The organism is Aquirufa sp. (genome assembly GCF_964796385.1).
Map to the genome: position 1 here is coordinate 55,341 of NZ_CBAUBA010000008.1, position 26,028 is coordinate 81,368.

The following is a 26,028-nucleotide window of genomic DNA, read 5'->3' on the forward strand; positions in this document are numbered from 1 at the left end:
AGTGCAAATATACCCGATTTTGTGCTAAATTGCGGCCTCATTCATTTAAATCAAGCAATAAAATGGCGCAACAATACGATTTGATCGTGGTAGGCACAGGCCCTGGAGGTTATGTAGCAGCTATCCGAGCTTCTCAATTAGGTTTAAAATGTGCAGTCGTGGAGAAAGAATCTTTGGGGGGCATTTGCCTGAACTGGGGATGTATTCCTACTAAAGCCTTATTAAAATCTGCCAGTGTCTTTGAATACATCAAACATGCAGCTGATTACGGAATTAAAGTAAAAGGAGCCGAGGCCGACTTCCCAGCGGTGATTGCGCGTTCACGTGGTGTGGCGGATAGCATGAGCAAGGGGGTTCAGTTTTTGATGAAGAAAAACAAGATCGACGTGATCATGGGATTCGGAAAAATCCAACCGGGCAAAAAGGTGGAGGTAACGGATGCAGATGGTAAAGCGACGATTTACGAAGGAAAAAATATCATGATTGCGACGGGAACTCGGGCGCGTGCATTACCGAATATCCCAATTGACGGTGAAAAAGTGATTGAATACCGGAAGGCGATGACTTTGGAAAAGCGACCGGATTCGATGGTGATCATCGGTTCAGGTGCGATCGGTGTAGAATTTGCATATGTATATGCAGCGATGGGAACTAAAGTAACGATCGTAGAATTTATGCCAAACATCGTTCCCGTAGAGGATGAAGATGTATCCAAAGAATTGGCGAAGCAGTACAAGAAAATGGGTATCGACATTTTGACATCGTCAAGTGTTGAGTCTGTGGATAGCAAAGGAAAAGGTTGCAAAGTGAGTGTTAAAACGCCAACCGGCAATCAAGATATCGTATGTGATATCGTGTTATCTGCGGCGGGTGTGATTTGCAATTTGGAAAATATTGGTTTGGAGGAAGTGGGTATCATTGTGGACAAGGGACGTATTCCTGTAAACTCTTGGTATGAAACGAATATCCCTGGTTACTATGCGATTGGGGATATAACTCCGGGTCCAGCTTTGGCACACGTGGCATCGGCAGAAGCCATTATTTGTGTGGAAAAAATGGCTGGTCACAAGACGGAGGCATTGGATTATACAAACATTCCAGGCTGTACGTATTGTACGCCAGAAATTTCTTCGGTGGGTATGACTGAGAAAAAAGCAATTGAAGCTGGTTATGATATTAAAGTAGGTAAGTTTCCATTCGTGGCTTCTGGAAAAGCGACAGCTGCCGGAGCGCGTGATGGTTTTGTGAAAGTCATTTACGATGCCAAATACGGTGAGTTATTAGGCGCACACATGATCGGTTACAATGTAACTGAGCTGATTGCGGAAGCGGTTGTCGTACGTAAATTAGAAAGTACGGCTTACGAGATTATGAAATCGATTCATCCACACCCGACCATGTCAGAAGCCTTTAAGGGCGCGACGGAAGCGGCTTATGGAGAAGCGGTAGATTTATAAAATGGAAGAGGAGCTCAAAAAGGCTCCTCTTTTTTTTATCCAAAATAGGCTTCCGTGCCTCCCTCAAGCCAGTCGGCGCCGGGAATCATTGCAGCGGCATCTGCTGAGCGGCCTCCGCCTTTGCCACAAACGGTGATGATCGGTTTATCGGTTGGCAATTCGTGTAATCTCTGCGCGAGTTCTTTGAGCGGAATGTTTTTCGACCAAGGAATATGTCCTTCTTCGAATTCGTTCGCATAGCGCACATCGAGCACAAAGACTTTCCCGTGTTTTAATAGTGGCTTAAAGTCGGCTTGGGTCATTACTTGATTTCCCGCACTTGAATTTGTTGGTACGCCACCTTGCTTTTAGGATCGTGTGCTTGAATCGCAATGGTTCCTGGTTGAAGTTTACGCGGATCGGTGCCGTTGGCACGTTCAGCGGTTTCAGTATAATCGATCACGGTTTGGCCGTTGATTTTCGTTGTGATTTTATTTCCTAGAACGATTACATTCAGGTCAAACCACTCGCCGTCTTTGGCGTAGGTTTCTTTGGCATCTTGAATGCCATAGACAGAAGCCGTACGTCGCCAGTCGGTGTGCGAATTATTCACCTGAATTTCATAGCCTTGTTTTGGCCAGTCTTTTTCTAGGAAAGCGGTACATACATATAAGCCAGAATTAGCACCTGGATAGGTTTTCACGCGGGCGTGTACTTCGAAATTTCTAAGATTAAGGCCTTCGTAGAAGAGGTGAGCGCGGGGGCCTTCGATGATGAGTTCACCGTTTTCGACGCGGAAGGAAGTGGGGTTTTCGCTGGTTTTCCAGGCTTTGAGGTCTTTGCCATTAAAAAGGTCTTTCCATTGGGCGTTGGAGGTGAAGCTTACGAGGAGTAGGAGTAGTAAGAGGTTTTTCATAAGAAATGAGGTTTAGATTAGAAATTTGTTTGCAAGTTATTTTATAAAAAGGTAAGACCTATTCTTTTATTCAATCCAACTTCAAAAATCTTAATTAGCGTCGAGAGTTGTATATTTCCTTTGGCATTCTCAATTTTTGAAATGTAGCTTTTTTTTGTCCCCGTTTTCTCGGCCAATTGTTCTTGCGTCAGGTTAGCTTCTTTTCTCGCTTCTTTAAGCATTTCACTTACGATAAACATATGCGCGTTTTTCTCAAATTCGGTTCTAGATTGGGAGCCAATTTCTCCGTGCTCTAAGTTAATTAATTCTTCAAAATTTTGAACTCCAGCGTATGTATTCATGAACTTATTTTTTTAGCTTGAAGTAGTCCTCCATTAATTTTAATCCTTTTTCAAGTTCTGATTTAGGAGTCTTTTGAGTTTTCTTTTGAAAAACATTTAAAAGTACGATAATAGAACCTTCATCAAAACAACAAAATATTATATAAATATTCGATTTATACTCAACTCGAATTTCATAAAGTCCATTTGTTCCTGTTAAATGTTTAAAAAATTTCTAGGGAACTTGGTTTGTTTGTCTAATTAATTGAAACACATATTTGATTTTCGTCTTCAGTTTTTCATCTTGGATGGAGTAAAACTCAATAAAGTAATTTCCATAAAAGAGTATGGTTCTTTGCATTTAGCAAAGTTATCTCGAAAGATAACATTTTAAAATTTAAAAACTGATAATTAGTTGGCATAATGAAGATTATCAATTCATTGATAACGCCTACAAATCAAGTATTACCCGCAAATTAATTTTAAGTTTTACTTGTTGCACCTGCGTCAATCGACCTAATTTTGATATCAATCGCGTATTATCGATGGCCCGAATTTGGTCTACCAACACATCACTCAATTCATCTAATTGACCTTTTGCCAAATGTATTCGCAGGTATTCTAATTCCGGCTGGACATTGGTTGTTACTGGACAGATAAGCGTGGACAAATGTATGGTATTCAATAGATCTGTCTGAACAATAACAACTGGCCTTGTTTTGCCAGCCTCTGTGCCTTTGCTCGGATTTAAATTCGCCAACCAGATATCATATTGCTTAATTTCCATCGAACAGCTGATCAAACTCCCGCAAAATTTCCATGGATTCAATGGCAGCCACGGCTGATTCCTTAGCTAAAGCCTTTTTCAATAATCTTCTTTTTTGTACCAGATTATACATATTGACCGCTTCGTTGATATACCGATTCCGCGCCAAGCGCAATTGTGCCGTTATTTCTTCCGTTTCGTTAAAAATATCGTCGTCCAACTTAAGCGATAAAATTTTCATCTGTTTGATTTTTTTCAAAGGTATATATTAATAGTATATACCGCAAGTCTGTAGACAGATTATCAATTCATTGATATGACAAATAACTTAGCATCAATAAAATTCAAAGCCGGAATCTTTACGTTCCAATCAAAAATTAGATTAACCTGCTCTCATAAACAAAAAAGCCTCCCAGCTCACGCTGGAAGGCTTCGTAGAGGGGAAGGGATTCGAACCCTCGGTAAGCTTGAGACCTACACACGCTTTCCAAGCGTGCTCCTTAAACCACTCGGACACCCCTCTAATTGGGATGGCAAAGTTATCAATTTATTTTGACGAATCGAAAAAGCCATCCATATCCTTTTTGAACTGAATCAAAGAAGGTTTGTGGATGTAATACATGTGGCCCGACTCATACATTTTGATGTCCACCCGGCTGCGTTGCTCCGGACGTAAAAACATGTGCTCAATATCATATAAAGCCGTAAAATACGGGGTCGCAAAGTCATAATACCCACAACCCAAATACACCTTCAAGGCCGGATTTTTCGCCATCGCATCACGCAAACTCTCCGCTACATTCAAATACTTATTCTGCACATTCTTGTACGACCACGGATACACATCCCCAAACACATTATAGCCCTTTTCCTCCTTAAACTTTAATTCCTTCTGCATATACGCGTTGATCGTCGACGTAAACGGCCCGTCTATGTTGGCAAAAGACGGATCAAAATCCACATATTCCCCCCCATCATCCAAGTTCCTTCCGGTAAAGCGAGCATCCAAACGACCCACGGACAAACCATCCGCCCGACGTAATGATTTATAAAAACGATTCTCGTCTACCCGTAGATTGGACTGCAAACACAACTCTTTGGAAAGTCCCGTCCAGTAGGCCAACTTACCAGCAATCGCGTCCTTTTCCGCGGCCGACATCCATCCGCCCTTAATCAATGCCGAGGCATATTCACCAATCGACCAAGCCTCAGATTCTTTTAAAATATCTGCCAAAGGGCGTGACTGCAAGGCTGGAGCTAATTTCTTATGGTACCATGCCGCCGCCGTATAAGACGGAACATATAAAGCACGAGGCAAATCATTCCCAACCGCGTAATCATTCGTTCCAAAATTCAAGACAGCCGAAATCAAAATCACACCATTGATGTAAATCCGATGGCGATCCTGCAAGTGCTTCGCTAATCCCGCCGCACGTGTTGTTCCATAACTCTCACCTGCTAAGAATTTCGGCGATGCCCAGCGCTCATAGCGACTCAAAAAGTTGCGTACAAACGCACCAATTGATTCGATATCTTCTACATATCCGTGGTATTTGCTGGCATCCTGGCCAACCGCACGTGAATAACCCGTTGACACAGGATCGATGAAAACTAAATCCGTTTTGTCCAACCATCCATATTCATTGTCGACATACGTATACGGTGGAGCGGTCGCAGTTCCGTCATCCTTCAACAGCACACGCTTGGGACCGACACCCCCCATGTGCAACCACAAAGAAGCTGAACCCGGACCACCATTAAAGGTAAAGGTCACGGGACGCTTGCCAGCATCCTCGCCATCCTTTTGATAATAGGTAAAAAAGATCTTCGCTAACACCTTGCCGGTATCGGCCTTCATGTGCATATAACCGGTATAGGCTGTGTAATTCAGCGGCTTTCCGGCCAGATTCAACACATGCGTTGTCTTAACTACCTCCACACCTTGAATGTCCATGGTAGGCTTTTGAGCCAGTAGACCAAAGAAGCTCAAACAAATAATTCCAGTAAATATTGATTTCATGTAAATAAATTTAAAAACGAATATAAAAATTCTTTGGCAATAAAAACGTTTTGACTTACTTTTGCCTAATACTCTATATATCATATAGACTTAATACGTTTAACTTACCCAATATGCAAAGTTTCCGCTCTGAGATAGAAAACCCGATCGTCGAAAAAGACATCCTAGATTTGGCCAAAAAGATCGCCCAATTCAAGGCTGGCGAGATTCACGAGGAGAAGTTCCGTAGTCTGCGTTTGGCGCGTGGGGTGTATGGACAGCGCCAACAAGGTGTTCAGATGATCCGTATTAAATTGCCCTACGGCAAGATACAATTCCATCAATGGAAGCGCATCGCGGATATTTCAGACAAATATTCAACGGGAAACTTGCACTTAACGACCCGACAAGACATTCAAATCCACTTCGTTTCGTTAGACCGCACGCCGGAACTTTGGGCGAAATTGGAACAAGACGATATCACACTGCGCGAAGCCTGCGGAAACACGGTCCGTAACATCACCGCCTCCCCTACTTCCGGCATTGACCCGAACGAACTTTTCGACGTAAGCCCGCATGCAGATGCTGCTTTTCGTTATTTTCTGCGCAATCCCATCTGCCAAGAAATGGGGCGCAAAATTAAAATCTCCTTCTCAAACACCGAAGAAGACACATCACTCGCGTATCTACATGACGTAGGTTTCGTTCCCAAAATCCAAAATGGCACCCGCGGCTTTAAAGTCGTAGTGGGTGGTGGACTAGGGGCCCAACCTATGTTGGCACACACCGCTTACGAATTCCTACCAGAAAATGAAATCATCCCATTCATGGAGGCCATCTTGCGCGTTTTCGATCGCCATGGCGAACGTAATTCCCGCCACAAGGCCCGCATGAAGTTCTTGATTCAGAAAATTGGCTTTGAGGAATTTATGAATTTGGTGAACACAGAAACCAAAGCTTTGAAAAATCACAGCTTCGCGATTGCAGATGCGTCCGCTTGGGAGGTATCAGAGCCAACCCTAACAGCTGAGATCGCAGCACCGTCAACCACTGAATACCAAACGTGGATCGACACAAATACTTTTGAACAAAAGCAAAAAGGATTCCACGCGGTATACGTGCGGATATTGAATGGCAATATTTCCAGCGATACGTCGCGTTCATTAATCGAGGCGCTAACAGGCTACATCGGGGATGATGTTCGAATCACGATCAACCAAGGATTGATGTTGAAGTTTGTGCCTACGGCGAATCTACCTTACGTATTCCAAGTATTGAATGCGCATGGTTTAGCAGCACCGGGCGCGAATTCGATTGCCAACATAACCGCATGCCCGGGAACGGACACGTGTAATTTGGCGATTTCAGATTCAACGAACATCACCTCAAAATTAGAGGAAGTGATCAACGACGAATTCCCATCCTTGATTCACGACAGCGCGATGAAAATCAAGATTTCGGGTTGTATGAATGCCTGTGGCCAACATAGCATGGCATCCATCGGATTTCACGGATCGTCGTTGAAAGCGGCGGACAAACGCGTTTTGCCTGCCTTGCAGGTGTTAATCGGCGGAGCAACCTTAGGAAATGGTGACGGCCGCATCGCGGATAAAGTAATCAAAGTTCCTTCCAAAAGAGGTCCTCAAGTCCTACGTGTTCTATTGAATAACTTTGAAGAAAATGCTACTAGTGACGAATATTTCCACGAATATTACGATCGTCAAGGCGAGAAATACTTCTATAATTTATTGAAACCAATAGCGGATTTGACAACATTGGTTGACTCCGACTTTGTTGATTGGGGTGCAACGGACAACTTCGCAACGGAAATCGGCGTAGGTGAATGTGCCGGAGTGATGATCGATTTGGTAGCAACCTTGTTGTTCGAATCGGAAGAAAAATACGAATGGACAGAGGCGGCTTTGGAAGACAAGCGCTGGGCGGATGCCATCTACCATGCCTACTCGGTCTTCATTTCAGCGTCAAAAGCGTTGTTGTTAGATAAGTCGGTGACGGTTGCGAATCAAAGTGCGGTCATCAATAAGTTTGAGGAGCATTTTGTGGCAACAGGTGAATTTGCAATAGAGGCTGGGACCTTCCCGGAATTGGTTTTGCAGATCAACCAAAACGAACCATCAGAGGCTTTTGCAATTCAGTATGCCGCGCAAGCACAGACCTTTTTATCAGCAGCCACATCATTCCGCCAAGCCATCGCATGAAAAATTTAAGTCACTTCAGAAAATTAGAACCACAACCCCGCTTAACAGTGGTGGGTGCAGGGCCTGGTGATCCGGAATTGATCACGTTGAAAGCGATCAAGTCGATTGCATCTGCGCAGGCAGTATTATATGATGCGTTGGTGGATGTCAGTTTATTGGAGCATTGTTCACCTGTTTGCGAAAAAATATTCGTTGGCAAAAAGCCAGGCGAGAGCCATTCGCAAGCAGGAATCAACGAACTAATCGTTGAAAAAGCCTATGCGTTGGGACACGTCGTTCGCTTGAAAGGTGGTGATCCATTTGTTTTCGGACGAGGTCAGGAAGAGATTGAATTCGCGAAATCTTATGGACTTATTACCGGATATATTCCCGGTATCAGTTCTTCTTATGCAGCGGCAGGCGCGGCCGATATTCCCTTGACGGTACGTGGAGTGAATGAAAGTTTTTGGGTAATGACCGGTACCAAATCGGACGGTTCATTGACCGAAGATTTAAAACTTGGTTTACAATCCACAGCAACCTTGGTGATTTTGATGGGGATGAATAAATTGGGGAAAATTGCGTCCTTATGCCAAACCTTCGGCAAAGGTGACATCTCAGCCGCCATCATTCAAAACGGAACTTTAGCGAATCAGCGCGTTGGAATTTCTACCGCAGCAGAGCTTGAAAATTTGGCTAAAAAAGAAGACCTTCGTAACCCTGCAATTATCGTGATCGGCGAAGTAGTTCGCCACGCGAAGCCTGAATTGTGGGAGAAAATTTTAAAAAATTCACTGAATCGCTAAGCTTTGGCAAACCTTAAAGGTTTGCCAAAGCTAAACGAGGAAATCAACCTTTTCGTATGTCACAAAGAATTAACATATCCTCTGGATCCCCATTTGAAGACGTTTTCGGCTATTGCCGTGCCGTAAAAACAGGAAACTTAGTAGAAATATCAGGTACTGTTGCCCTCATTGATGGTGAAAAAGTAACCGCAGATGATTTATATGCGCAAACGTATAACATCATTGAGCGCATTGCAGTCGTATTAGAAGAAGCAGGATCGTCGATTAAAGATGTGGTTCGTACCAGAATTTTCACCACCGACATCTCTCAAAATTTAGAAATCGCCCGCGCCCATGCACACTTCTTTGGTGAGGTAAAACCCACTACAGGGATCTACGAAATCTCCGCTTTGATTGCCCCTCAATATAAAGTGGAGATTGAATTCACGGCATGGGTGGGGTAGTTTCCTTTGGCAAAGCTCCTGGCTTTGCCAAAGTTATAAGTATGCTAGCGCAAGAAAATCAATAAATACCATGCATGGGCCAAATAGGGCAATGCTGTAAGCTTTGCTAAAGAAAAAGCCAACGTCTAGCGTCTAACGTCCGGTGTCTAAGCCTGCCGCCTCCCTCTTCAACAACTCCGCCTCGATCGGCACCACACCTAATAACTCACACACTAAGCCTCCGCCCAAATTCGCAAGTTCCGCGATTTGTGCTGGCGTTGCACCGGCCGCTAATGCGCAAGCCGCAATCGAGATCACGGTATCGCCGGCACCCGACACATCGGCGATTTGACGAATGTGCGCTGGGATAACAAACTGCTCCGACGCGTAATCCATATACACCCCGCGCTCAGAAAGCGTCACAAATACACCTCCAAAATTTTGAGATTCTTTGAATTTCTTAACAGTCGCAGGCAAGGCCAAAGCGCTCAAATCCGAAGATTCCAAGCCCAAACCATCCCGCAATTCATGCAAGTTTGGCTTAAACAATGTCGCTCCCCCGTAGGCAAAAAAGTTCTTCTTCTTCGGATCTACGACCGTTGGGATACCCGCCGCCTTCGCCAATCCAATCACCTCTTGAATCAATCCCTCACTCAAAACACCCTTATCGTAATCTTCAAAAATAATCACATCTACTTGTGAAATGGACGCTTTGATAGCGGCCAATAAAGCTGCAGAAGACGCCTGCAAAATCTGCGCCTCAGTCTCCGAATCCACCCGAATGAGTTGTTGGGACCCCGCGATTACACGCTCCTTCACGGTAGTAGGCCGACCGGCCTCCTGGATGATTCCGTCTACCGACAAACCTGCATCTACTAAAATTTGTAACAACGAAGAACCGGTCGCATCATCCCCGATCACAGAAAAAACCAAAGGTTTGGCTCCCAAACTCGCCACATTCAACACTACATTTCCCGCACCACCCAAACGCGATTCCCGCTTCACCACATTCACCACTTGCACCGGTGCCTCAGGCGAAATCCGACTCACTTTTCCCCACGTATAGGCATCGACCATCAGATCCCCGATCACCATCACTCGAAGCTTCGAAAAGCCCTCAATAACTTTAGCTAATGCGCTCATAAATTAACCTCCTATCGTCGTCATCGATTCATTAATAACGCTCTTTCTATTTTTTTCAGCCTCAAAACCATCAAGAGGCCGCTTTTGATACAATCCCACGAGTACATCACGTAGCTCCTCATCCGAAATTCCAGAGCGAAGATACGCCTTCAAATCAAAAACGCCATCATCATATAAACAGGTTTTTACTTGCCCTTTGGCAGTCAATCGCACGCGATTGCAACTTCCACAAAAAGTTCGCGAAAACGCAGCAATAATGCCCACATCCCCCGCATGACCAGGAATTTCATACCTATTTGCCGTCTCTCCACCACGCATTAATACAGGTTTCATATCCGCATAAACCGTTTTCAACTCCGCCAAAATTCGGCCATGATTCCAAAACAAAGTACCCTCCACCAATCCCGAACCATTAAATGGCATCTCCTCAATATACCGAACCGAAATCGGCAAGTTTTTAGTCAACGCAGCCAATGCCAATATATCTTGCTCATTCTGCCCCTTCATCACCACCGCATTGATTTTTACCTCAAAACCAGCCTCCACTAAACGCAGTAAATTTTGATATACAACCTCATAATCATCCCGACGGGTTATCTGCTTAAAGCGGTTACGATCCAAGGCATCCAAACTTAAATTCACAGAACGAATACCCATGACCTTTAATTGGTCTATATAATCCCCAATCAACACGCCATTACTCGTCAAACAAATTTCCAAGCCAGGTAGCGACGAAATTTCCGTCAGAAAATCCATTAATCCATTGCGCACAAATGGCTCACCGCCCGTAATCCGAACTTTCTCGATTCCCATACCATGCATCACCCGAACCACACGCACCATCTCCGGCCAAGTCAACAATTCCCGCTCCGGCATGTACACAATCCCCTCCGCAGGCATGCAATACGAACAACGTAAATTACATCGATCGGTCACCGCAAGACGTAAATACGTCATCGGCCGACCGTGATTATCCAAGAGTTGATTATCTTTACCCATTCGACGCGCAAATTACAAAAAATATGGCCACCTATACCCTGCTTCTATTCGGCATTTGCCGAGATCTTCTAAAAAAAGATCAAATAACAATCGAAACCCAGGGGCCAATCGAAGCTTATGCACTTTTGGAAATCACCAAAAACACCTATCCAGCCTTACGAACTTTACCCTCACTTCGCCTCGCGGCCGACCACCATTTTCCAAAAACAGATTTTATCGTCGAAGAACACATGGAAATTGCCTTAATTCCACCCGTTAGTGGCGGATAATTGCCCATGATTCCCTACGAAATCAGTAGATTATTTTATCTTTGCAGATTCGAATGATGTAACGCATGCCTGTACCGAGTATTTTTCTGGCACTCCTCACAATTCCTTGGCTTTCCGCCCTGGTAATCGCGCTGATTCCAAAAAATATCCAGGCCAACACATCCATCATTTTAGCCGGAATCTTTACCTCCCTTGCCTTTAAAATAGGCCATATTCCTGAGCAAATCATCGCCTATCCCTGGTTTACACTCGGCGGCAAATCCATCGAAGCAAGTTTTTGGATCAACGCCCACGCCCAATTAGTGCTACTTCTCGTCAGCATTGTCGCCATTTTTGTACAGATTTTTTCTAAATCCTACCTAGCCAAAGACCCGAATATCGGTCGGTACTACAGCTATTTACACCTGTTTATCGGCTCCATGACACTATTGATTTTAACCGATCAAATCTATCTGTTCTACGGTAGCTGGGAACTCGTGGGCGCTTGCTCGTATTTATTAATCGGCTTTTGGCATGAAAAACCAACAGCCATCAAAGCGGCGAAAAAAGCATTTTTGCTCAACCGAATCGGAGATATTGCACTCCTATTCGGGATTATAGGACTCAGCAATTATTTCGGAACGACTAGCTTTTCCAATATTCATGGAACGGCCCCTGCGTTTATCGGAATCGCAATCATCATCGGCGGAATCGGTAAATCCGCGCAATTTCCACTCATGTCCTGGCTGCCGGATGCGATGGAAGGACCGACGCCGGCATCGGCTTTAATTCACGCAGCGACCATGGTAGCCGCAGGCGTATTCGTGGGGATTCGGATTTTCCCATTCGTAGGCGAAGAAACCCATCTTTTCATGGGAGCTATCGGAGCAATTTCCCTAGTTGCTGGTGCCTTTTTCGCCCTATTCCAAAACGACATTAAAAAGGCACTCGCTTATTCAACCATCTCGCAACTCGGCCTCATGTGGCTCGGGATGGGTTCTGGCGCTTCCCTTTTTCATCTATATGTGCACGGCATCTTCAAGGCTGGCCTTTTTCTAACAGCCGGCTCTGTCATCCATTACCTGCATAACCAAAAAGCCACGCATCACCTAGACGCACAAAGCCTCACGCACATGGGAGGACTACGCAAACAAATGCCTATTAGCTTTATCGCCTACGTGATTTTCGGTGCAGGCCTGATGGGGATTCCATTAACGAGTGGTTTTTACAGCAAAGAAAACATCGCCGGTTTCTTATGGGTGTCGGCCCAAAACAGTGCCTTTTCGAGTTATTACTATGTTTTACTGGGTGCTTTGGCGCTAGGGATGGCGCTGACGGCAACGTATATATGCCGACAAACCTACTTGATCTTTTTAGGCCAAAATAGGGGCGGACACAAATTAGAAAAGTCGGAAACACATTGGTTTCAAGTTATACCAATCTGTTTACTGATTTTCTTTAGCTTATTTTTCTGGATTTCAAATAATCCGATAGATGTAGAGAACTCGCTTTTCATAACCTACTTCCGTGTGGGAAGTTATCCCATTCCTTCTTTTTGGTTGGCAATTACAGCAAGCACTTGGGTACTTGGGATCTTAGCCACAGCATTAACTCGCCACTGGATCCCCGCGAAAAATTACCAGTTTGCTGGTTTTCTTTGGCCTAAAACCTACCAAATAGCCCTGTGGATAGGCCTTAAAACACATGTTTTTGACGTCCGAGTACTTGACAGAATCGTAGTCAAATTAACAGAATTGCAAGTTATCATCGCACACCTTTCCGCCTGGATTGACCGTCACATCGTCGATGGGATCGTGGAAGGAATCGCATCATTTAGTCAAGCCTTGGGCGCGCGCGTGCGCACTTGGCAATCCGCTCAAGTTCAAAAATATTGGATTTGGGTTGTTATCACATTGATTTTCATCCTACTTTACCTGCTGTATTAATGGGAAATATATCATTACTTATTGTTCTGCCTTTAGTTGCCGCACTCATCGCGGGTTTCGGAAAATTAGGTGCGACCTACACCCGCCTACTTGCTTTAGGTGTTATAGGGATTCAAATCCTTGTTTTGGCAAAAATTGCACTCGTTTTTGACCCATTACAGGTAAGTTACCAGCAAAGTGAATCCATAAGCTGGATTCATTTAAATCTGGGTAATCTAGGCCAATTCGTTTCGCATTATGCCGTAGGAATAGACGGACTCAGCATAGGATTAGTCCTTTTAACAGGCCTAATCAGTTTTGTCGCGCTCTGGAATTCAAACGAAATTAATACCAAAATTGAAGCCTATTATGCACTCGTATTACTGCTAAATGCATCGCTTATGGGCTGTTTTGTCGCACGAGACATGTTCCTATTCTACGTATTTTTTGAGTTTATGTTGTTGCCCATGTATTTTTTAATCGGAATTTGGGGAGGACCACGTCGAAATTATGCCTCCTTAAAATTCTTCATTTATACGTTAGTTGGCTCAATATTCATCCTCATTGTGATGCTAGGCATTTCCTTAGCTTACATGGATCCCTACGAAACGGCCTTGGCAATGCAGAAAATTGGGCCTAACCAATCTTTTGGTCTAGAAGCCTTACAATCCATGCAAACGGCCTTAGCCGCCCATGAAATTACACCGAACCAAGTCGTGCATAGCTTTGATTTCCAAGCATTAAGTGATCCGTTGAACTGCCAACCAAATAATCTATTCAGTCCACAATCCGGATTTTTGTTGGGCGGACTATCGGGTCGGACATGGGGATTCTGGTTATTGTTCATTGGTTTTGCCATCAAATTACCACTCGTTCCTTTACACACTTGGCTTCCCGATGCACACGTGGAAGCTCCCACGCCCATTTCAGTATTATTGGCAGGTATCTTATTAAAAATCGGTGCGTATGGTTGGATGCGTATGGCGATCCCTTTCTTCCCTAATGAGGCCTTGGATTCTGCTAGAGTCATGGCTGGCTTAGGTGTTTTGTCCATAATTTATGGCGCGTACAATGCACTGGCAATGAGTGATTTAAAGAGATTAGTGGCCTATTCATCTGTTTCGCACATGGGTTTCGTGCTTTTGGGAATCGCCTCATTTACAGCGGAAGGCTGGCAGGGGGCCATTTTTCAGCTACTTTCGCACGGGATACTTTCGTCCTTATTATTCTTAATTGTGGGCGTTCTATACAGTCGGACCGGCAATCGTCAAATAGATAATTTCGCTGGTCTCGCCACGAAAATGCCTTGGTTCACGGTTGTTTCGGGTATTGCCATTTTCGCATCCCTGGGCTTACCGGGATTCTCTGGGTTCATCGGTGAATTTTTCAGTTTGATGGGCGCTTTCACGAGTCCGTATTTAATGCCCATCTATGCAATTTTAGGTGGATTGGGAATTCTCTTAGGTGCAGGATATTTGCTTTGGACATTTCAAAAAATATATTTGGGTAACTATTTTGTGCGTGACAGCACGTGGGAAATGCCCGACTTGACATTGCTTGAAAAAGTAAGTCTTTTCGGCTTAGGTATCTTGAGCATCATTTTCGGAATTTTCCCGGGAATCATTTTTGAGCTAAGTGAAATTTTCGTAACTAACAGCCTGAATTTGATTTTTCACTAATGAAGGTGTATATCCTTTAAAATTTTAATTAAACCTATCAAACAAAGACTATGAAAAATAATGTTAGTCGGAGAGAAATCCTGAAAAGCTCAGCTGGATTAGCGGGCTTGGGGGTATTCGGTTCATCTATGGAGGAGCGTTTCAAGAAAGCGGACCTCGCTGTGGGTGCAGACCTAAAAGGAAAAGTACAGCATTCGGCTTGTCGGTGGTGCTATGACAAAATTCCATTTGAGGAATTAATTGTAAATGCCAAACGCATTGGCTTATCTTCCATCGAACTTACCGGTCCAGATGATTGGGAAATTTTGAAAAAATACGATATGACTGCGGCGATTGGTTGGGGCAAATACCCTACCGGCATGAACATTCCGAACTTCTTCAATAAAGTAAAAAACCACGATGGTTTGGTTGGTTTTTATGAAGACATCATCCCAAAAGCTGCCAAAGCAGGTGTAAAAAACATTATTGCTTTTTCGGGAAACCGCGATGGCATGAGTGATGAAGACGGTTTGATCAATTGCAAAAAAGGATTGCAACGTGTTATGAAGACCGCGGAACGTTACGATGTAACGATCTCCATGGAATTATTGAACTCCAAAGTAAATCACAAAGACTATCAGGCAGACACCACGGAATGGGGTGCCGCACTTTGTGAGATGGTAGGTTCCGATAAATTCAAATTACTTTACGACATCTACCACATGCAAATCATGGAAGGGGACGTAATTGCGACGATTAAGAAATACTACCCATATATTTCCCACTACCATACAGGTGGGGTTCCAGGACGTAATGAAATCGATGATACGCAAGAATTAAATTATGCGGCAATCATTCGCGCGATATACAATACGGGCTACAAAGGGTATATTGGCCAAGAGTTTATTCCAGCGCGCGCCGATAAAATGGCGTCGTTAGAACAAGCCGTTAAAATCTGCGATATCTAACATGGCTTAGTAAATTTTTGAACCAGCTTCTGATCAACAGGAGCTGGTTTTTTTATGCCAATAAATTGATAATCTGGCGTGTCATTCAAATTTCGAATGAGGGCGTGGACTTGTGTCAATTACCTTGCGGGTGTAATCCGCTTTGATCGAGAAAATCCTTGTTCTATGAAAAATTTGATACTATTTTTAGCTTTCCCTTGGGGTTTATTGGCCCAATGCCCGGTGATTAGCCAACAGCCCAGTAATCAAACCGACTGCGAAACAAACTCTATTCGCATGATCGTTGGCAGCAACGCCACGCAATTTCAATGGGAAAAGAAACGACCAACTGACGCTACATTTACGAACATTTCAGGTGCAACGCAAGCAAGCTACCAAATCTATCCATCTGGAGGAGCAGTGCACCCTAGCGGTACACAATATCGAGTAAAATTAAATGCGACATCGTGCTTGGTGATTTCAGAGGCCGCTTCAATTACGCTCCACACCATTACAAACATCATCAATCCCGAAATTTGTGAACGAGGAAATGGGCGTTTGGAGGCACGAATTCCAACCGTCAATCAAGCGTCCAATTTTCAATGGGCACTATCTGTAAAAAACGGCCCATTTGAGGATTTGGTTGATAATGGAACCTACTCGGGGACAAAAACCCCTAGTTTAACGATCAATAACGCGCTTGCGCCAATGGATGCATATCGCTACAAAATTCGAATGACATTTGAAATCACCCCAAACAATGATAACGAAGGATCGCTGACTAATCAAAATCAAGTAAGTACCTGCCCGCGAAGTTCAAACGATGTCTTATTGCAGGTAAAAGTTAGCCCTATACCAAATCATGCGGCGAGTTTATATAAAGGCTGCTTAGATCAGCCCATCACCCTTAATTCCACCGGTTGTTTCCCCTATACCACGCAATGGTATGACCGTAATGGAATTCCAATGACACAAGGAGCGAAGGCGACTGTAATCCTCCCGGATCCCAACCCTCGGATCTATACGGCCACCTGTTTAAAACTAGGCTGCGAAAGTCTTCCCTCCCGCGGCACGAGCGCACAAGCTTTTAGTCGGCCTAGCGCCCCCACAAATACGGGAACACCCGAATCAATCTGTGCGAATCTACCCATCATATTCAAGGCATCAGGTGGTACAAACAATATTTGGTATCAAACTGCGACCACTAGTACGGCCGTATCCACTGCAACGCAAATAACCGTCAACGGTCCGACACCAGAATCAATCGTAACACGATTTGTGAGTCAGTCGGTGAATAACTGTGAGAGCGCACGAACAGCCATCAGTGTTCGCATTAAATCAAATGTGGAGTGTGGGGTAATCACGGATACGCCAACTCCACCGACTATTCCACCGACTACACCGATGATCCCTACTACTCCGCCTACCACACCGACTACTCCGCCGATCCCGACTATGCCACCTTTACCGGAAACTCCACCATCCACACCAGACCCTGTGGTTGAAGTACCACCCATAAAAGAACCGGAAATCCCACGAATCACTTTTACGCTTTCTCCGAATTGCGGAAAAGAGACGTACCAACTAACCGTCATTGGATGCCCAAATACACCTCAAATTTTCAATCAATATGGCCCCGAAAAGCTACTCGGCCTAGGCGAATCTACCGCCATTTCCGCAAGCTTTGAAACCTTTGTACAAATTAGATGCCCAGGAACAGCAGCACCACCCATTCAAGTTACTTTGCCCGAAATGCAGAGACCAATCATATCTATTGAAACTAGCTATGCAAATTTTGCATGTAGTGGAGATGACATTAAACTTCAGGCAATTCTTCCCGCTCATACGGGAATTATCGGCTGGGAATTAAATGGACATCTATTGGTCGAACAACCGATTATTTCGGGTCAGCTCCGACCTGGATTTTACCAACCAGTCGTTCAGAAAAACGGCTGTATCCATCGAGGAGATGGTATGTATATTGAGGTACACCAAAGACCTATACCACCAATAGTCTCACTTTCAGCATCAAAAATATGCCTCGGGGATACGGTTCAAATTCAAACAAATACGCCTGCCATCAAATGGATAAATCATGCGCCTACAAACCAAGAATTTATCGGACGGAACGTGGGCTCCTACACTTTCTCTGCCCAAACAGCTACCGACGGAGTTTGTTGGTCCACACCTAGTAGCCCAATTTCACTATACGTCCAATCAGTACCTCAACCTGCTATCATCATTTTCCAACGGCAAGCAGGTTTCTGCAAAGGTGATTCGACTAAACTACAAGCAGATATCCCTAGCCAGAAATATACATGGAATTCAGGTGACAGTACCCAAACACGGTATAGCAAAACGCCAGAAATAAATCATGTAAAATACCAAGACCCCAACGGCTGCTGGTCAGCATGGAGCGCCCCCATCACCTCGTTCCATTTCCCAGCTGAACCACAGCCTTTTATCCGGGCGAATCCAAACCGACAGTTTTGCCATGGTGCCTACGCAACGATTCTTGCAACACCTGCTTTTCGCTATGCCTGGAATACGGGTAGTACAGAAGATAGCTTGGTGATTAGAAACTCAGAAAAAATAACATTGAAAACCCAAAACGAATATGGCTGTTGGTCCATCCCAAGTCCATCCCTAACCATTGAAGCAAGACAAAATCCAAGGATACCATTACTTGAAAAAATGGGCTCCTACTTTTTGCAGGCGCGTAATGTAATCGACCAACCAGATCGCTATGTTTGGGAATTCAATCAAGGAAACTTAAAAGATTCGCTTAGTCAGATCAAGTTATTCAAATCAGGGATCTACGGTGTAAGCGCACTAAAATATTATAGATTGGATGGGGCTTCATCCATCACGTGCAGATCCGAATTAAAATTTTATTCCTACACACTTCCGACGGAATTAGCAGGTATTTCAATCTATCCAAATCCGACTCAAAGCACCTTACTTTCAATCGAAATTCTTACCAATACATTAGAAAGCAACATTGAAATAATTGACTTTAAGGGACATATCATACAACGCTGGGAACTTGGCTCCTCCGCTTTTAGGCATCGAATTAGGCTGGCAGAAAATTTACCTAATGGAAATTATATTTTGCGTTTTGAAACAGATGAAGGAATAAAAACAAGAATTCTATCTGTGCTAAGAAACTAGTACATTATTCATAAATACCTTTAGCGATCTTCTCACTAATCGATTTAGGGGATACCCATGCAAGAAATGCCCCGATTTTATTAACCAAACCAGTAATCACTTCAACCTTACCCGCAAGCATTCCGGCAACTGCAAGTTTGGCAACTGCTTCAGGAGTCATCGTAACTTTCTCGGCTGCCCTACGTGCCTTCGTTGGTAAGTTAGCTCGATCGTTGAAATTAGTCGTTGTTGCACCCGGGCTTACGACAGTGACAATAACCCCTTTTGATTTCCATTCATGATGTAAACCTCGAGAAAAATTCAAAACAAAAACTTTCGTTGCTGCATACAAAGTCATGTTTGGAATCGCCTGATAAGCGGAAGAACTAGCTATATTAAGCACGTGGGCTTTTCCTTTCCCCGCTAGGTAGGGAAAAAACTTTTGACACATCTCAACCAAAGAATGCATATTGACTTGCATCATCTTTTGATTTTCCTCGAACGAATACGAGTCGAATTGACCCACCACACCAAATCCAGCATTATTTACTAAAATGCGCAAATCGATTTGTTTGGCTTCGACCCAATCGACGATACGGTCAACTGCCCCTTGCTCACTTAAATCACTAACCAGGTAATCCACCTGAACAGGGTATTTTTTCTCCAACTCTTCCTTAACCATTTGTAACTCGTACGAATTGCGAGCAACAAGCACCACATCATAGCCATTCATGGCCAATTGATGCGCAATTTCTTTTCCGATTCCTTTACTTGCTCCGGTAATTATTGCGTACGACATAAGATATAGATTTAATAAAAAAAGCCCATTGCTGGGCTTTTTTTAGAATTAATTACTTCTTCGGTGCAGCAGGAGCAGCGGGGGCCACTGCGGCTGGAGCTGGAGTTGGATTGAAGTAAGCCTTGATATCTGGATCTTCTGGCTTAATTTCTTGTGCTTTGGTGAATAATTCTCTCACTTTAGCTTCATCTTTGGTCACCGACAATTGATATCCACCTAAGAATTTATATGCTTCAAACAATTGATTTTTATCTTCTTTATATTGAGAGCTCTTCTCCGCTTTTTGTGTTTCCACAGCAGCGATAAACTTCTCATACCAAGGAGCTCCTAACCATTTTGTCCCTGTAAAATCAATAAAATTATTTGCGCGCGCGCGATTGATATAAAATGGAGGCCACTTATCATTGACCTCAATTGCCTTCGCAAACATTGAATCTGCACGCATAGCCATTGCAGGACGGCCAACAGTATCCGCCTTATTAATGTAAGCAGCAGTTAAATAGTAATCCATGGCAACTTTAAAGTAATCACCAGAACCTACAGTCTGTGCTTTTTTGACTTTCCATTGGATAGAATTCAACCCCGCAACCGCAGCATCGCTGTAACGTTTTTGCTTGTAACGAACATCATGAATGATCGAGTAAACGTTGTTATTTGTGTCTAAAGGTGCCGCTTTTTCCAAGTACATCAGTGCGATTGAATCCTTTCCTAATCCTTGATACCCTTTTCCAAAATACAAATCATCCATAAAGAAAGGCTTCACCCCACGCTTCACCATACCGTCTAGGTTATCAATACCTTGTTGGAAATTACCCATCTCAACATTTGAATACCCACGCATACGGAAAATATCATTATCCTTAACCCCTTTTTTATCCGCCTCATCTGTGAACTTCATTGCACCTTCATAGTCCTTAGATAAGAACAACAATTTGGCAGTCTCCAAGGTGACTTCTGGCGTAGCTTCTGCTTTCTCCAAATAACGACGGAAATAACGCGATGCATTTTTATATTGACCTCCGATAATTAAATACTCACCATATTTCCGTTGAGCTGGCGCATAATTTGAATCTAAATCAATTGCCTCTTTGTAACGAGCTTGCGTCTCTTTGTAATTCTTTCCACGCAAATAAACCGTTCCAATCTTAACCTTAGCCTTAATGTTTCGTGGGTCTTGCATCAAACCTGTCTCATAAGCTGTCACCGCATTTCCTCCATCATTCTTAATCAAATACGCGTCCCCCTTGACAATGTAATGCTCGACAGTTGGAAATTTCTTATCCTTCACCAACCGCTCCTGAATCAAATCAATTAAGCGAATAGCCTCCCCCGGATCGTTATTGTTGGCATTAAAACTCTCCTCCTTACCTAAAATATAGTACATCGCATACGCCTCAGCGATACGATACATGACATCAATATTTTTATTTTTTGTATCCGCTAGAATTCGGTCGAATTCTACTTTAGCTGCAGATACGTTGTTTTGGCCAACTAGAATAGAACCCAAACCAACTTGATTTAAATAATTCTTTGGATCAGCTGCTTTACCTTTTTCGAATGTGGCTTTAGCGTTATCCCAATCACGTTGTGTCAGGTAATAATACCCTAAATAAAAATAATTTTCACCCGTAGGAGCTGCAGAAACTAACCCCTCAAATACTTGTTTCGCCCGACTTGGCTGATGGCGGTCTATTAAATGTAGACCATCCTTAATCGTTTGCCCGAAAGTTAAATTGGTCAATAAAAGACCTATTCCCAAAAGCCATGATTTCATTTTCATCATTCGTATTTTAATTTTTTGTGTAACGTAATTTTCTTAGGCGTAACATTGAAAAGTTCAATAAATTACTAGTAAAGTTTAATAAAATTAAAGAGTGGTAAATTTAAGCATAAATCTTGAAAACTTACAAACAACAGCTCCTAAAAATGTGCTTATTGATTGATTTGATACTGACGAATCGTGATAGGGCGGGTCAAAGGAATCAACCCCGCTTTCAAAACGATTAATTGTCCCATGTCTCCGCACACGTAATTTACAAATCCAGTTCCTAAACCTGAATGCGATTCTTTCAAAATCATTTTAATCTCCCGACGCAATGGATATTTCTTAAGAGCTAAATTGTATCCAAATGGTTGATAATAATCCTTCCCATTCGCTGATACTGATAAGACATGGATTGAACGAATAAATCCCAACGATGTAGGATTTTCGCCATCACTAATCCAATTAGATCCAATAATTCCCAACGCATTTTTATGGGAGTGTACGTATTCAATCACAGCCTTGTTGGAACCAACCTCAGCCACCGCCAAACCAGAATTACCTAAACTAAATTGGTCAACCAAAAACTTGATGTTACTAGAATTGGCTTTGTCCACAACCAATTCAATGTCCTTTCCATTTTTCGCAGTACCATTCAGCAATGACTTCAAGCGATCGAGCGTTATCAGGGTATCTTGATTTGATTTATTAACAATAAGTGCGATACCATCAGCTGCAAACTTAAAACTACGATATGTAATTTTCTTCCGTGCGAAAATACCTTTTTCTGCTTCCGTCAATTCACGCGAAACCACAACAGATCGAACTTTATCATTGAGCAAGTCGGCAATAGCCTCATTCTCCGGTTTAAAAACCAGATTCAATTTGGCAAAATGATAATTTTCCTCAAATGCTGCTTTCTCTGCCTTAATCAGTGGCAAAAAAGATTCATCTACGCCAATCTGAATAGAACCTGTAGCGGGTCCATCTTTGGGCACATCATTCGCAGCGCCTCCGCATGCGGAAACTCCGATTAAGGCCAACAGAAATAATAATAGCTTACTCTTCATAATGCCCGTAATTTTGATCACTCATTTCCTTATAATATAGGTAAGCTCTCCAAAGTCTAAAAAGACCGTAGATAAAAAATAATATTCCAAGCATCTTGACGATAGGTATACCCACAAAATCACCTAATTGAAATTCGGATAACAACGCTACGTAAGCCCCAAGCAAACTATAAGCTAAGGCGACGACCACGCGGAATAAAATATTTATACTAACAGCTATGGGTAGTTTCATATCATGTTTAAACAATCAGACCTGCCAAATGAACATTTAGCAGGTCTGATAAAATCTAATAATCGAGATTATTCAGATAGTACGAACGTGATCGGTTGCGTAAAACGTGAACGCACTGCGCGTCCAGATTGCTTACCAGGAGTCCATCTTGGTACCGATTTAATTACACGAACTGCTTCCTCATCGCAACCAAAACCTACAGACTTTAACACTGTCACGTCTTGGATAGTTCCGTCCGTATTTACTACGAATTGAACATAAACCTTACCACCTACATTGGCACGCTGTGCCGCAGATGGGTAACGCAAGTTACGCTGTAAGAAAGCTCCGAAAGCACGAGGACCACCAGGGAACTCGGCATTTTGCTCAACCGCTGTAAAGATTTCATCTTCAGCAGGTTTAGGCGGTTCTACTGGCTCAGCGCCTTTAGCATCTGGGTCGACTGGCGGCTCATATGCTTCAGACTCTCCTTTAACCGTTTCGGAAGCAGTGTTACCCTTAACCTCCTCGGGAGGTGGCTCTGGCTTTGTTACTTCCTCATCAGGCTTAATTTCTGGAGGTAAGAACTTCGTAGTAGTCACCTTAGGAATTTCTTTGGGTGGTGGCGGTGGGGGCGGTGGGGGCAACTCGACCTTCTTAGGAGGAGCTGGCTTATCCAATTTCATTACTTCAGCAGTCACCTCAGTCTTATCTTCGGAAGCCGCAGTCAACTGTTTCCAGAAAGCTGCGATTAACAAAGCACCAACAAAAAGTGCAGAGCCTAGTAATACCGACCGCTTCATTACTTTAGGATATGTCTTACGGAGATCAAAAGCACCGAATTCACGGTTTTTATCTCTGAAGATAATATCGTCCAAAGTAGCATCTTGGCTTATTACTTGTGACATAATATTCGTTTAATTTAAAATTAATTAATAGGTCTTATTTACCTGATCGCTTAATCAAGGCCTCCGTGTCCGGATCAATTTCCAATAATGCATACCGCTTATTATTGGTAATCGCACACTCATCAAGCATATCGATCAAATTCCGATATTTTGCTTTCTTCGTAGGCTTAATTACGATTGTAAAGTTAGTACCAACCTTCGCTTTCAAATCCGCAATAACCTTACGAATTCCTGTAGCCGAATAATTGGTTACTTGCATTACTGTACCTGCTTCCGTAGGAATACCTTGGTAATAATACACCTTGTCAGCATCCGGACACACGGTTAGTGTTTCCGATAATTTAACAGGTGATGTCTCTTTGGTATCCGTTTTATCAGGCATGTTTAATTGCATAGTAACGGGCTTTGCTAACGTAGTTGTTAACATAAAGAAAGTGATCAATAAGAAGCCTAAGTCCACCATAGGTGTCATGTCGATTTTGGTCGACATTTTTTTACTTCGCTTCTTCCCACCATCTTTCTTCCCACCACCGGAGCTATCTATTTCTGCCATTTCTGTATCTAATTAATAATGAAAACTTATTTCGGTTTATTTTCCGGACCAGTTACTAATTGAAAGATGTTTATATTTTGCGCTTGCAAAGTAGCTACTATATCAGCAAATACTTTGTAGTTAGCATTTTGATCTCCCTTAATAGCAACCTTTAATTCAGGATTAGACAATTTCGCGTAACCCACCCAATACGAAAATTCGTTATTGGTTGAGTCAATTGGAATTCCCTTGGTCAATCCCTTATCCTTTGCTTCAGATGGTTTCATACTTAATATTTGACGCATAGCACCCAGGGGATAACCAACGATTTCAGAAGACATGAAATTCTTCTTCATCTCAGCCGTTACAGCGATGCCATAGCGATTAGCCATGCGCTCTAACATAAATTCCCTAGCCATTTGATCGTCTGTTGCTAAGTAAACACCTCCTTCTGGTGACACACTAACCATCAGCAATCCTTCTTTTGAATTCAAAGGTTTCTCTGAAATAGAAGATGGTGGTGTAATCGTAACTGCCTCTTCGGGACGAAACTTCGCGGTTAACATGAAGAACGTCAAAAGAAGGAAAGCCACATCACACATCGCCGTCATGTCGAGTGAGACACTTTGTCGTTTAGCTTTAACTTTTGGCATAACAATTATTTTTTTGAACAGTGAATAAAATTGAATGAAAGGGCTGAGCCCCTATATCAGTCCAAATATTAATTGTGATGCGTAGCGTAGTTTTGGCTTAAACTCAAACCAATCTCATCAATGCTGTAAGTTAATTCGTCAATGCGCGACGTAAACAAGTTGTATGCAATGATACATATCGCAGAGGTACCAATACCTAAAGCTGTATTAACCAAGGCCTCAGAGATACCATTTGCTAATGCTGTTGAGTCAGTTGATCCTCCTGAGTTTCCTAGAGCAGAAAAGGCCTTGATCATACCAATTACAGTACCTAAAAGACCAATCAATGTAGCCACTGAAGCTAAAGTTGCAATGATAGTCAAGTTTTTCTCCAACATTGGTAATTCCAATGAAGTAGCTTCTTCAACTTCCTTACTCAAAGCAGCTAATTTTTGCTCCTTATCCAAAGCTGCATCTGTAATTAGCGCTTTATATTTTTTTACAGCTGACAAAGTTACATTTCCAACAGAACCTTTTTGCTTTTCGCAAGCCTTTAGAGCTCCTTCAACATCATCCTTATCTAAAGCCGCTTGAATAGAACGAACAAATGCGTTTACATCACCTGTACCTTTAGCTTTACCAATCGTAAACAAACGCTCAATCGAGAATGTCAATGCCGTTAAGAAACAAGTCATTAAAACGGGTACAATTACCCCACCTTTGTACACGATACCAAAGTAATCGCCGGGAATTGGATGGCCTTCATTTGTGCCACCTTCAAAGTGAGAGCCATCACCCATAACGAAATTATAAATCGCTATAGCAATGACAAATAAGATAATTAGAATTACACCTGCAGAAAGTCCGCCAGATTTTTTTTCGGTTGCAGCTGGCTTGGCAGCTGGCTTTGGTTGTTGTGTACTCATTAGTTTGGTAATTTGGGGTTAAAGAATTATTTTTTGCTACTAAAACTTGTTGAAAAAAGGCGGAGTAGTTTTCATAGTTTTTACTACCGTTGTATTTTTCAGTACAAGCAAAAGTAATGCAATTCTAATTTATTTTTTACATGCCACAAACCACCCACCACCTAAAATATACTAACCAATCAAATGTCTATTGTATTATCTTAATATTTTAACCAAAAATAGGCCCTTTATAGGGTACTTTTTTGAGAATTAAAT

25 protein-coding genes, 1 tRNA gene and 1 pseudogene are annotated in these 26,028 nt (G+C 42.9%); 9 read left to right on the forward strand and 18 right to left on the reverse strand.

The window, feature by feature from the left end; genetic code table 11:
• The first annotated feature begins 62 nt into the window (after positions 1–62).
• Positions 63–1,457, forward strand: coding sequence for a dihydrolipoyl dehydrogenase (gene lpdA, locus AC1W6K_RS04405; protein WP_481720191.1), 1,395 nt, complete (start codon positions 63–65; stop codon positions 1,455–1,457).
• Between the two features lie 35 nt (positions 1,458–1,492).
• Here the strand turns inward: lpdA and AC1W6K_RS04410 are convergent, their stop codons facing one another.
• From AC1W6K_RS04410 to AC1W6K_RS04445, 8 genes and pseudogenes are all read right to left on the reverse strand, one after another.
• Complete coding sequence (locus tag AC1W6K_RS04410; protein WP_481946585.1) at positions 1,493–1,759, reverse strand: rhodanese-like domain-containing protein; 267 nt, start codon at positions 1,757–1,759, stop codon at positions 1,493–1,495.
• Positions 1,759–2,352, reverse strand: coding sequence for a 3-keto-disaccharide hydrolase (locus tag AC1W6K_RS04415; RefSeq protein ID WP_481946586.1), 594 nt, complete (start codon positions 2,350–2,352; stop codon positions 1,759–1,761). The genes AC1W6K_RS04410 and AC1W6K_RS04415 overlap by 1 nt, the downstream gene beginning before the upstream one ends.
• Before the next feature lie 41 nt (positions 2,353–2,393).
• A complete protein-coding gene (locus AC1W6K_RS04420) occupies positions 2,394–2,693 on the reverse strand; it encodes a helix-turn-helix domain-containing protein (protein ID WP_481720185.1) in 300 nt (99 codons plus the stop codon).
• Between the two features lie 4 nt (positions 2,694–2,697).
• A pseudogene (locus tag AC1W6K_RS04425) lies at positions 2,698–2,883 on the reverse strand (type II toxin-antitoxin system RelE/ParE family toxin); the annotation flags it as partial.
• Between the two features lie 240 nt (positions 2,884–3,123).
• Complete coding sequence (locus tag AC1W6K_RS04430) at positions 3,124–3,459, reverse strand: type II toxin-antitoxin system PemK/MazF family toxin (protein WP_481946587.1); 336 nt, start codon at positions 3,457–3,459, stop codon at positions 3,124–3,126.
• On the reverse strand, positions 3,449–3,679 hold the full coding sequence (locus AC1W6K_RS04435; protein ID WP_481946588.1) for a hypothetical protein: 231 nt from the start codon (positions 3,677–3,679) through the stop codon (positions 3,449–3,451). The genes AC1W6K_RS04430 and AC1W6K_RS04435 overlap by 11 nt, the downstream gene beginning before the upstream one ends.
• A 194-nt stretch (positions 3,680–3,873) precedes the next feature.
• A tRNA-Ser gene (locus AC1W6K_RS04440) sits at positions 3,874–3,961 on the reverse strand.
• Between the two features lie 24 nt (positions 3,962–3,985).
• Positions 3,986–5,458, reverse strand: coding sequence for a S10 family peptidase (locus tag AC1W6K_RS04445; RefSeq protein WP_481720177.1), 1,473 nt, complete (start codon positions 5,456–5,458; stop codon positions 3,986–3,988).
• A gap of 113 nt (positions 5,459–5,571) precedes the next feature.
• On the opposite strand from AC1W6K_RS04445, the gene AC1W6K_RS04450 reads away from it, so the two are divergent.
• From AC1W6K_RS04450 to AC1W6K_RS04460, 3 genes are read left to right on the forward strand one after another with little or no spacing between them, the layout of a single operon-like run.
• Positions 5,572–7,656, forward strand: coding sequence for a nitrite reductase (locus AC1W6K_RS04450; RefSeq protein ID WP_481946589.1), 2,085 nt, complete (start codon positions 5,572–5,574; stop codon positions 7,654–7,656).
• Positions 7,653–8,441, forward strand: a complete 789-nt coding sequence (cobA, locus tag AC1W6K_RS04455; RefSeq protein WP_481720173.1) for a uroporphyrinogen-III C-methyltransferase — start codon at positions 7,653–7,655, stop codon at positions 8,439–8,441. Before AC1W6K_RS04450 ends, cobA begins: the two co-directional genes overlap by 4 nt.
• 56 nt (positions 8,442–8,497) lie before the next feature.
• Positions 8,498–8,884: a RidA family protein gene (locus AC1W6K_RS04460; protein WP_481720171.1), complete on the forward strand. Its 387-nt coding sequence runs from the start codon at positions 8,498–8,500 to the stop codon at positions 8,882–8,884.
• A gap of 132 nt (positions 8,885–9,016) precedes the next feature.
• On the opposite strand, the gene AC1W6K_RS04465 is transcribed toward AC1W6K_RS04460, so the two are convergent.
• Together AC1W6K_RS04465 and moaA are read right to left on the reverse strand one after the other, a co-directional pair.
• Complete coding sequence (locus tag AC1W6K_RS04465; RefSeq protein WP_481946590.1) at positions 9,017–10,006, reverse strand: bifunctional heptose 7-phosphate kinase/heptose 1-phosphate adenyltransferase; 990 nt, start codon at positions 10,004–10,006, stop codon at positions 9,017–9,019.
• A gap of 3 nt (positions 10,007–10,009) precedes the next feature.
• On the reverse strand, positions 10,010–11,005 hold the full coding sequence (gene moaA, locus AC1W6K_RS04470; RefSeq protein ID WP_481946591.1) for a GTP 3',8-cyclase MoaA: 996 nt from the start codon (positions 11,003–11,005) through the stop codon (positions 10,010–10,012).
• A 23-nt stretch (positions 11,006–11,028) separates the two neighbouring features.
• Here moaA and AC1W6K_RS04475 point away from each other — a divergent pair, with 23 nt between their 5' ends.
• The 5 genes from AC1W6K_RS04475 to AC1W6K_RS04495 all read left to right on the forward strand — a co-directional run bounded on the left by AC1W6K_RS04475 (position 11,029) and on the right by AC1W6K_RS04495 (position 18,954).
• Complete coding sequence (locus AC1W6K_RS04475) at positions 11,029–11,274, forward strand: MoaD/ThiS family protein (protein ID WP_395786040.1); 246 nt, start codon at positions 11,029–11,031, stop codon at positions 11,272–11,274.
• A 65-nt stretch (positions 11,275–11,339) separates the two neighbouring features.
• Positions 11,340–13,199 carry an NADH-quinone oxidoreductase subunit 5 family protein gene (locus tag AC1W6K_RS04480; RefSeq protein WP_481946592.1) on the forward strand — a complete coding sequence of 620 codons (1,860 nt, stop codon included), beginning with the start codon at positions 11,340–11,342 and terminating at the stop codon, positions 13,197–13,199.
• A complete protein-coding gene (locus tag AC1W6K_RS04485; RefSeq protein ID WP_481946593.1) occupies positions 13,199–14,857 on the forward strand; it encodes a complex I subunit 4 family protein in 1,659 nt (552 codons plus the stop codon). Before AC1W6K_RS04480 ends, AC1W6K_RS04485 begins: the two co-directional genes overlap by 1 nt.
• 50 nt (positions 14,858–14,907) lie before the next feature.
• Positions 14,908–15,804, forward strand: coding sequence for a hydroxypyruvate isomerase family protein (locus tag AC1W6K_RS04490; RefSeq protein WP_481946594.1), 897 nt, complete (start codon positions 14,908–14,910; stop codon positions 15,802–15,804).
• 165 nt (positions 15,805–15,969) lie between these two features.
• On the forward strand, positions 15,970–18,954 hold the full coding sequence (locus AC1W6K_RS04495) for a T9SS type A sorting domain-containing protein (protein WP_481946595.1): 2,985 nt from the start codon (positions 15,970–15,972) through the stop codon (positions 18,952–18,954).
• A 4-nt stretch (positions 18,955–18,958) separates the two neighbouring features.
• On the opposite strand, the gene AC1W6K_RS04500 is transcribed toward AC1W6K_RS04495, so the two are convergent.
• The 8 genes from AC1W6K_RS04500 to AC1W6K_RS04535 form a co-directional block, all read right to left on the reverse strand.
• Positions 18,959–19,732 carry an SDR family NAD(P)-dependent oxidoreductase gene (locus tag AC1W6K_RS04500; protein ID WP_481946596.1) on the reverse strand — a complete coding sequence of 258 codons (774 nt, stop codon included), beginning with the start codon at positions 19,730–19,732 and terminating at the stop codon, positions 18,959–18,961.
• 52 nt (positions 19,733–19,784) lie between these two features.
• Positions 19,785–21,515, reverse strand: a complete 1,731-nt coding sequence (locus AC1W6K_RS04505) for a tetratricopeptide repeat protein (protein WP_481946597.1) — start codon at positions 21,513–21,515, stop codon at positions 19,785–19,787.
• A gap of 149 nt (positions 21,516–21,664) precedes the next feature.
• Positions 21,665–22,564, reverse strand: coding sequence for a PstS family phosphate ABC transporter substrate-binding protein (locus tag AC1W6K_RS04510; RefSeq protein ID WP_481946598.1), 900 nt, complete (start codon positions 22,562–22,564; stop codon positions 21,665–21,667).
• Positions 22,554–22,796, reverse strand: a complete 243-nt coding sequence (locus AC1W6K_RS04515) for a hypothetical protein (RefSeq protein WP_481722315.1) — start codon at positions 22,794–22,796, stop codon at positions 22,554–22,556. The genes AC1W6K_RS04510 and AC1W6K_RS04515 overlap by 11 nt, the downstream gene beginning before the upstream one ends.
• Before the next feature lie 68 nt (positions 22,797–22,864).
• On the reverse strand, positions 22,865–23,683 hold the full coding sequence (locus AC1W6K_RS04520) for an energy transducer TonB (protein ID WP_481722317.1): 819 nt from the start codon (positions 23,681–23,683) through the stop codon (positions 22,865–22,867).
• Positions 23,684–23,717: 34 nt separating this feature from the next.
• Complete coding sequence (locus AC1W6K_RS04525; protein ID WP_481722319.1) at positions 23,718–24,236, reverse strand: ExbD/TolR family protein; 519 nt, start codon at positions 24,234–24,236, stop codon at positions 23,718–23,720.
• A 26-nt stretch (positions 24,237–24,262) separates the two neighbouring features.
• Positions 24,263–24,868, reverse strand: coding sequence for an ExbD/TolR family protein (locus AC1W6K_RS04530; protein ID WP_481946599.1), 606 nt, complete (start codon positions 24,866–24,868; stop codon positions 24,263–24,265).
• Positions 24,869–24,936: 68 nt separating this feature from the next.
• Positions 24,937–25,773 carry a MotA/TolQ/ExbB proton channel family protein gene (locus AC1W6K_RS04535; RefSeq protein WP_481722323.1) on the reverse strand — a complete coding sequence of 279 codons (837 nt, stop codon included), beginning with the start codon at positions 25,771–25,773 and terminating at the stop codon, positions 24,937–24,939.
• Positions 25,774–26,028: the final 255 nt, after the last annotated feature.

What these genes read in the sequence shown, in the direction of transcription:
- lpdA (WP_481720191.1), top strand. Translation starts at nt 63, where the DNA reads ATGGCGCAACAATACGATTTGATCGTGGTAGGCACAGGCCCTGGAGGT.
- AC1W6K_RS04410 (WP_481946585.1), bottom strand. Translation starts at nt 1,759, where the DNA reads ATGACCCAAGCCGACTTTAAGCCACTATTAAAACACGGGAAAGTCTTT.
- AC1W6K_RS04415 (WP_481946586.1), bottom strand. Translation starts at nt 2,352, where the DNA reads ATGAAAAACCTCTTACTACTCCTACTCCTCGTAAGCTTCACCTCCAAC.
- AC1W6K_RS04420 (WP_481720185.1), bottom strand. Translation starts at nt 2,693, where the DNA reads ATGAATACATACGCTGGAGTTCAAAATTTTGAAGAATTAATTAACTTA.
- AC1W6K_RS04430 (WP_481946587.1), bottom strand. Translation starts at nt 3,459, where the DNA reads ATGGAAATTAAGCAATATGATATCTGGTTGGCGAATTTAAATCCGAGC.
- AC1W6K_RS04435 (WP_481946588.1), bottom strand. Translation starts at nt 3,679, where the DNA reads ATGAAAATTTTATCGCTTAAGTTGGACGACGATATTTTTAACGAAACG.
- AC1W6K_RS04445 (WP_481720177.1), bottom strand. Translation starts at nt 5,458, where the DNA reads ATGAAATCAATATTTACTGGAATTATTTGTTTGAGCTTCTTTGGTCTA.
- AC1W6K_RS04450 (WP_481946589.1), top strand. Translation starts at nt 5,572, where the DNA reads ATGCAAAGTTTCCGCTCTGAGATAGAAAACCCGATCGTCGAAAAAGAC.
- cobA (WP_481720173.1), top strand. Translation starts at nt 7,653, where the DNA reads ATGAAAAATTTAAGTCACTTCAGAAAATTAGAACCACAACCCCGCTTA.
- AC1W6K_RS04460 (WP_481720171.1), top strand. Translation starts at nt 8,498, where the DNA reads ATGTCACAAAGAATTAACATATCCTCTGGATCCCCATTTGAAGACGTT.
- AC1W6K_RS04465 (WP_481946590.1), bottom strand. Translation starts at nt 10,006, where the DNA reads ATGAGCGCATTAGCTAAAGTTATTGAGGGCTTTTCGAAGCTTCGAGTG.
- moaA (WP_481946591.1), bottom strand. Translation starts at nt 11,005, where the DNA reads ATGGGTAAAGATAATCAACTCTTGGATAATCACGGTCGGCCGATGACG.
- AC1W6K_RS04475 (WP_395786040.1), top strand. Translation starts at nt 11,029, where the DNA reads ATGGCCACCTATACCCTGCTTCTATTCGGCATTTGCCGAGATCTTCTA.
- AC1W6K_RS04480 (WP_481946592.1), top strand. Translation starts at nt 11,340, where the DNA reads ATGCCTGTACCGAGTATTTTTCTGGCACTCCTCACAATTCCTTGGCTT.
- AC1W6K_RS04485 (WP_481946593.1), top strand. Translation starts at nt 13,199, where the DNA reads ATGGGAAATATATCATTACTTATTGTTCTGCCTTTAGTTGCCGCACTC.
- AC1W6K_RS04490 (WP_481946594.1), top strand. Translation starts at nt 14,908, where the DNA reads ATGAAAAATAATGTTAGTCGGAGAGAAATCCTGAAAAGCTCAGCTGGA.
- AC1W6K_RS04495 (WP_481946595.1), top strand. Translation starts at nt 15,970, where the DNA reads ATGAAAAATTTGATACTATTTTTAGCTTTCCCTTGGGGTTTATTGGCC.
- AC1W6K_RS04500 (WP_481946596.1), bottom strand. Translation starts at nt 19,732, where the DNA reads ATGTCGTACGCAATAATTACCGGAGCAAGTAAAGGAATCGGAAAAGAA.
- AC1W6K_RS04505 (WP_481946597.1), bottom strand. Translation starts at nt 21,515, where the DNA reads ATGATGAAAATGAAATCATGGCTTTTGGGAATAGGTCTTTTATTGACC.
- AC1W6K_RS04510 (WP_481946598.1), bottom strand. Translation starts at nt 22,564, where the DNA reads ATGAAGAGTAAGCTATTATTATTTCTGTTGGCCTTAATCGGAGTTTCC.
- AC1W6K_RS04515 (WP_481722315.1), bottom strand. Translation starts at nt 22,796, where the DNA reads ATGAAACTACCCATAGCTGTTAGTATAAATATTTTATTCCGCGTGGTC.
- AC1W6K_RS04520 (WP_481722317.1), bottom strand. Translation starts at nt 23,683, where the DNA reads ATGTCACAAGTAATAAGCCAAGATGCTACTTTGGACGATATTATCTTC.
- AC1W6K_RS04525 (WP_481722319.1), bottom strand. Translation starts at nt 24,236, where the DNA reads ATGGCAGAAATAGATAGCTCCGGTGGTGGGAAGAAAGATGGTGGGAAG.
- AC1W6K_RS04530 (WP_481946599.1), bottom strand. Translation starts at nt 24,868, where the DNA reads ATGCCAAAAGTTAAAGCTAAACGACAAAGTGTCTCACTCGACATGACG.
- AC1W6K_RS04535 (WP_481722323.1), bottom strand. Translation starts at nt 25,773, where the DNA reads ATGAGTACACAACAACCAAAGCCAGCTGCCAAGCCAGCTGCAACCGAA.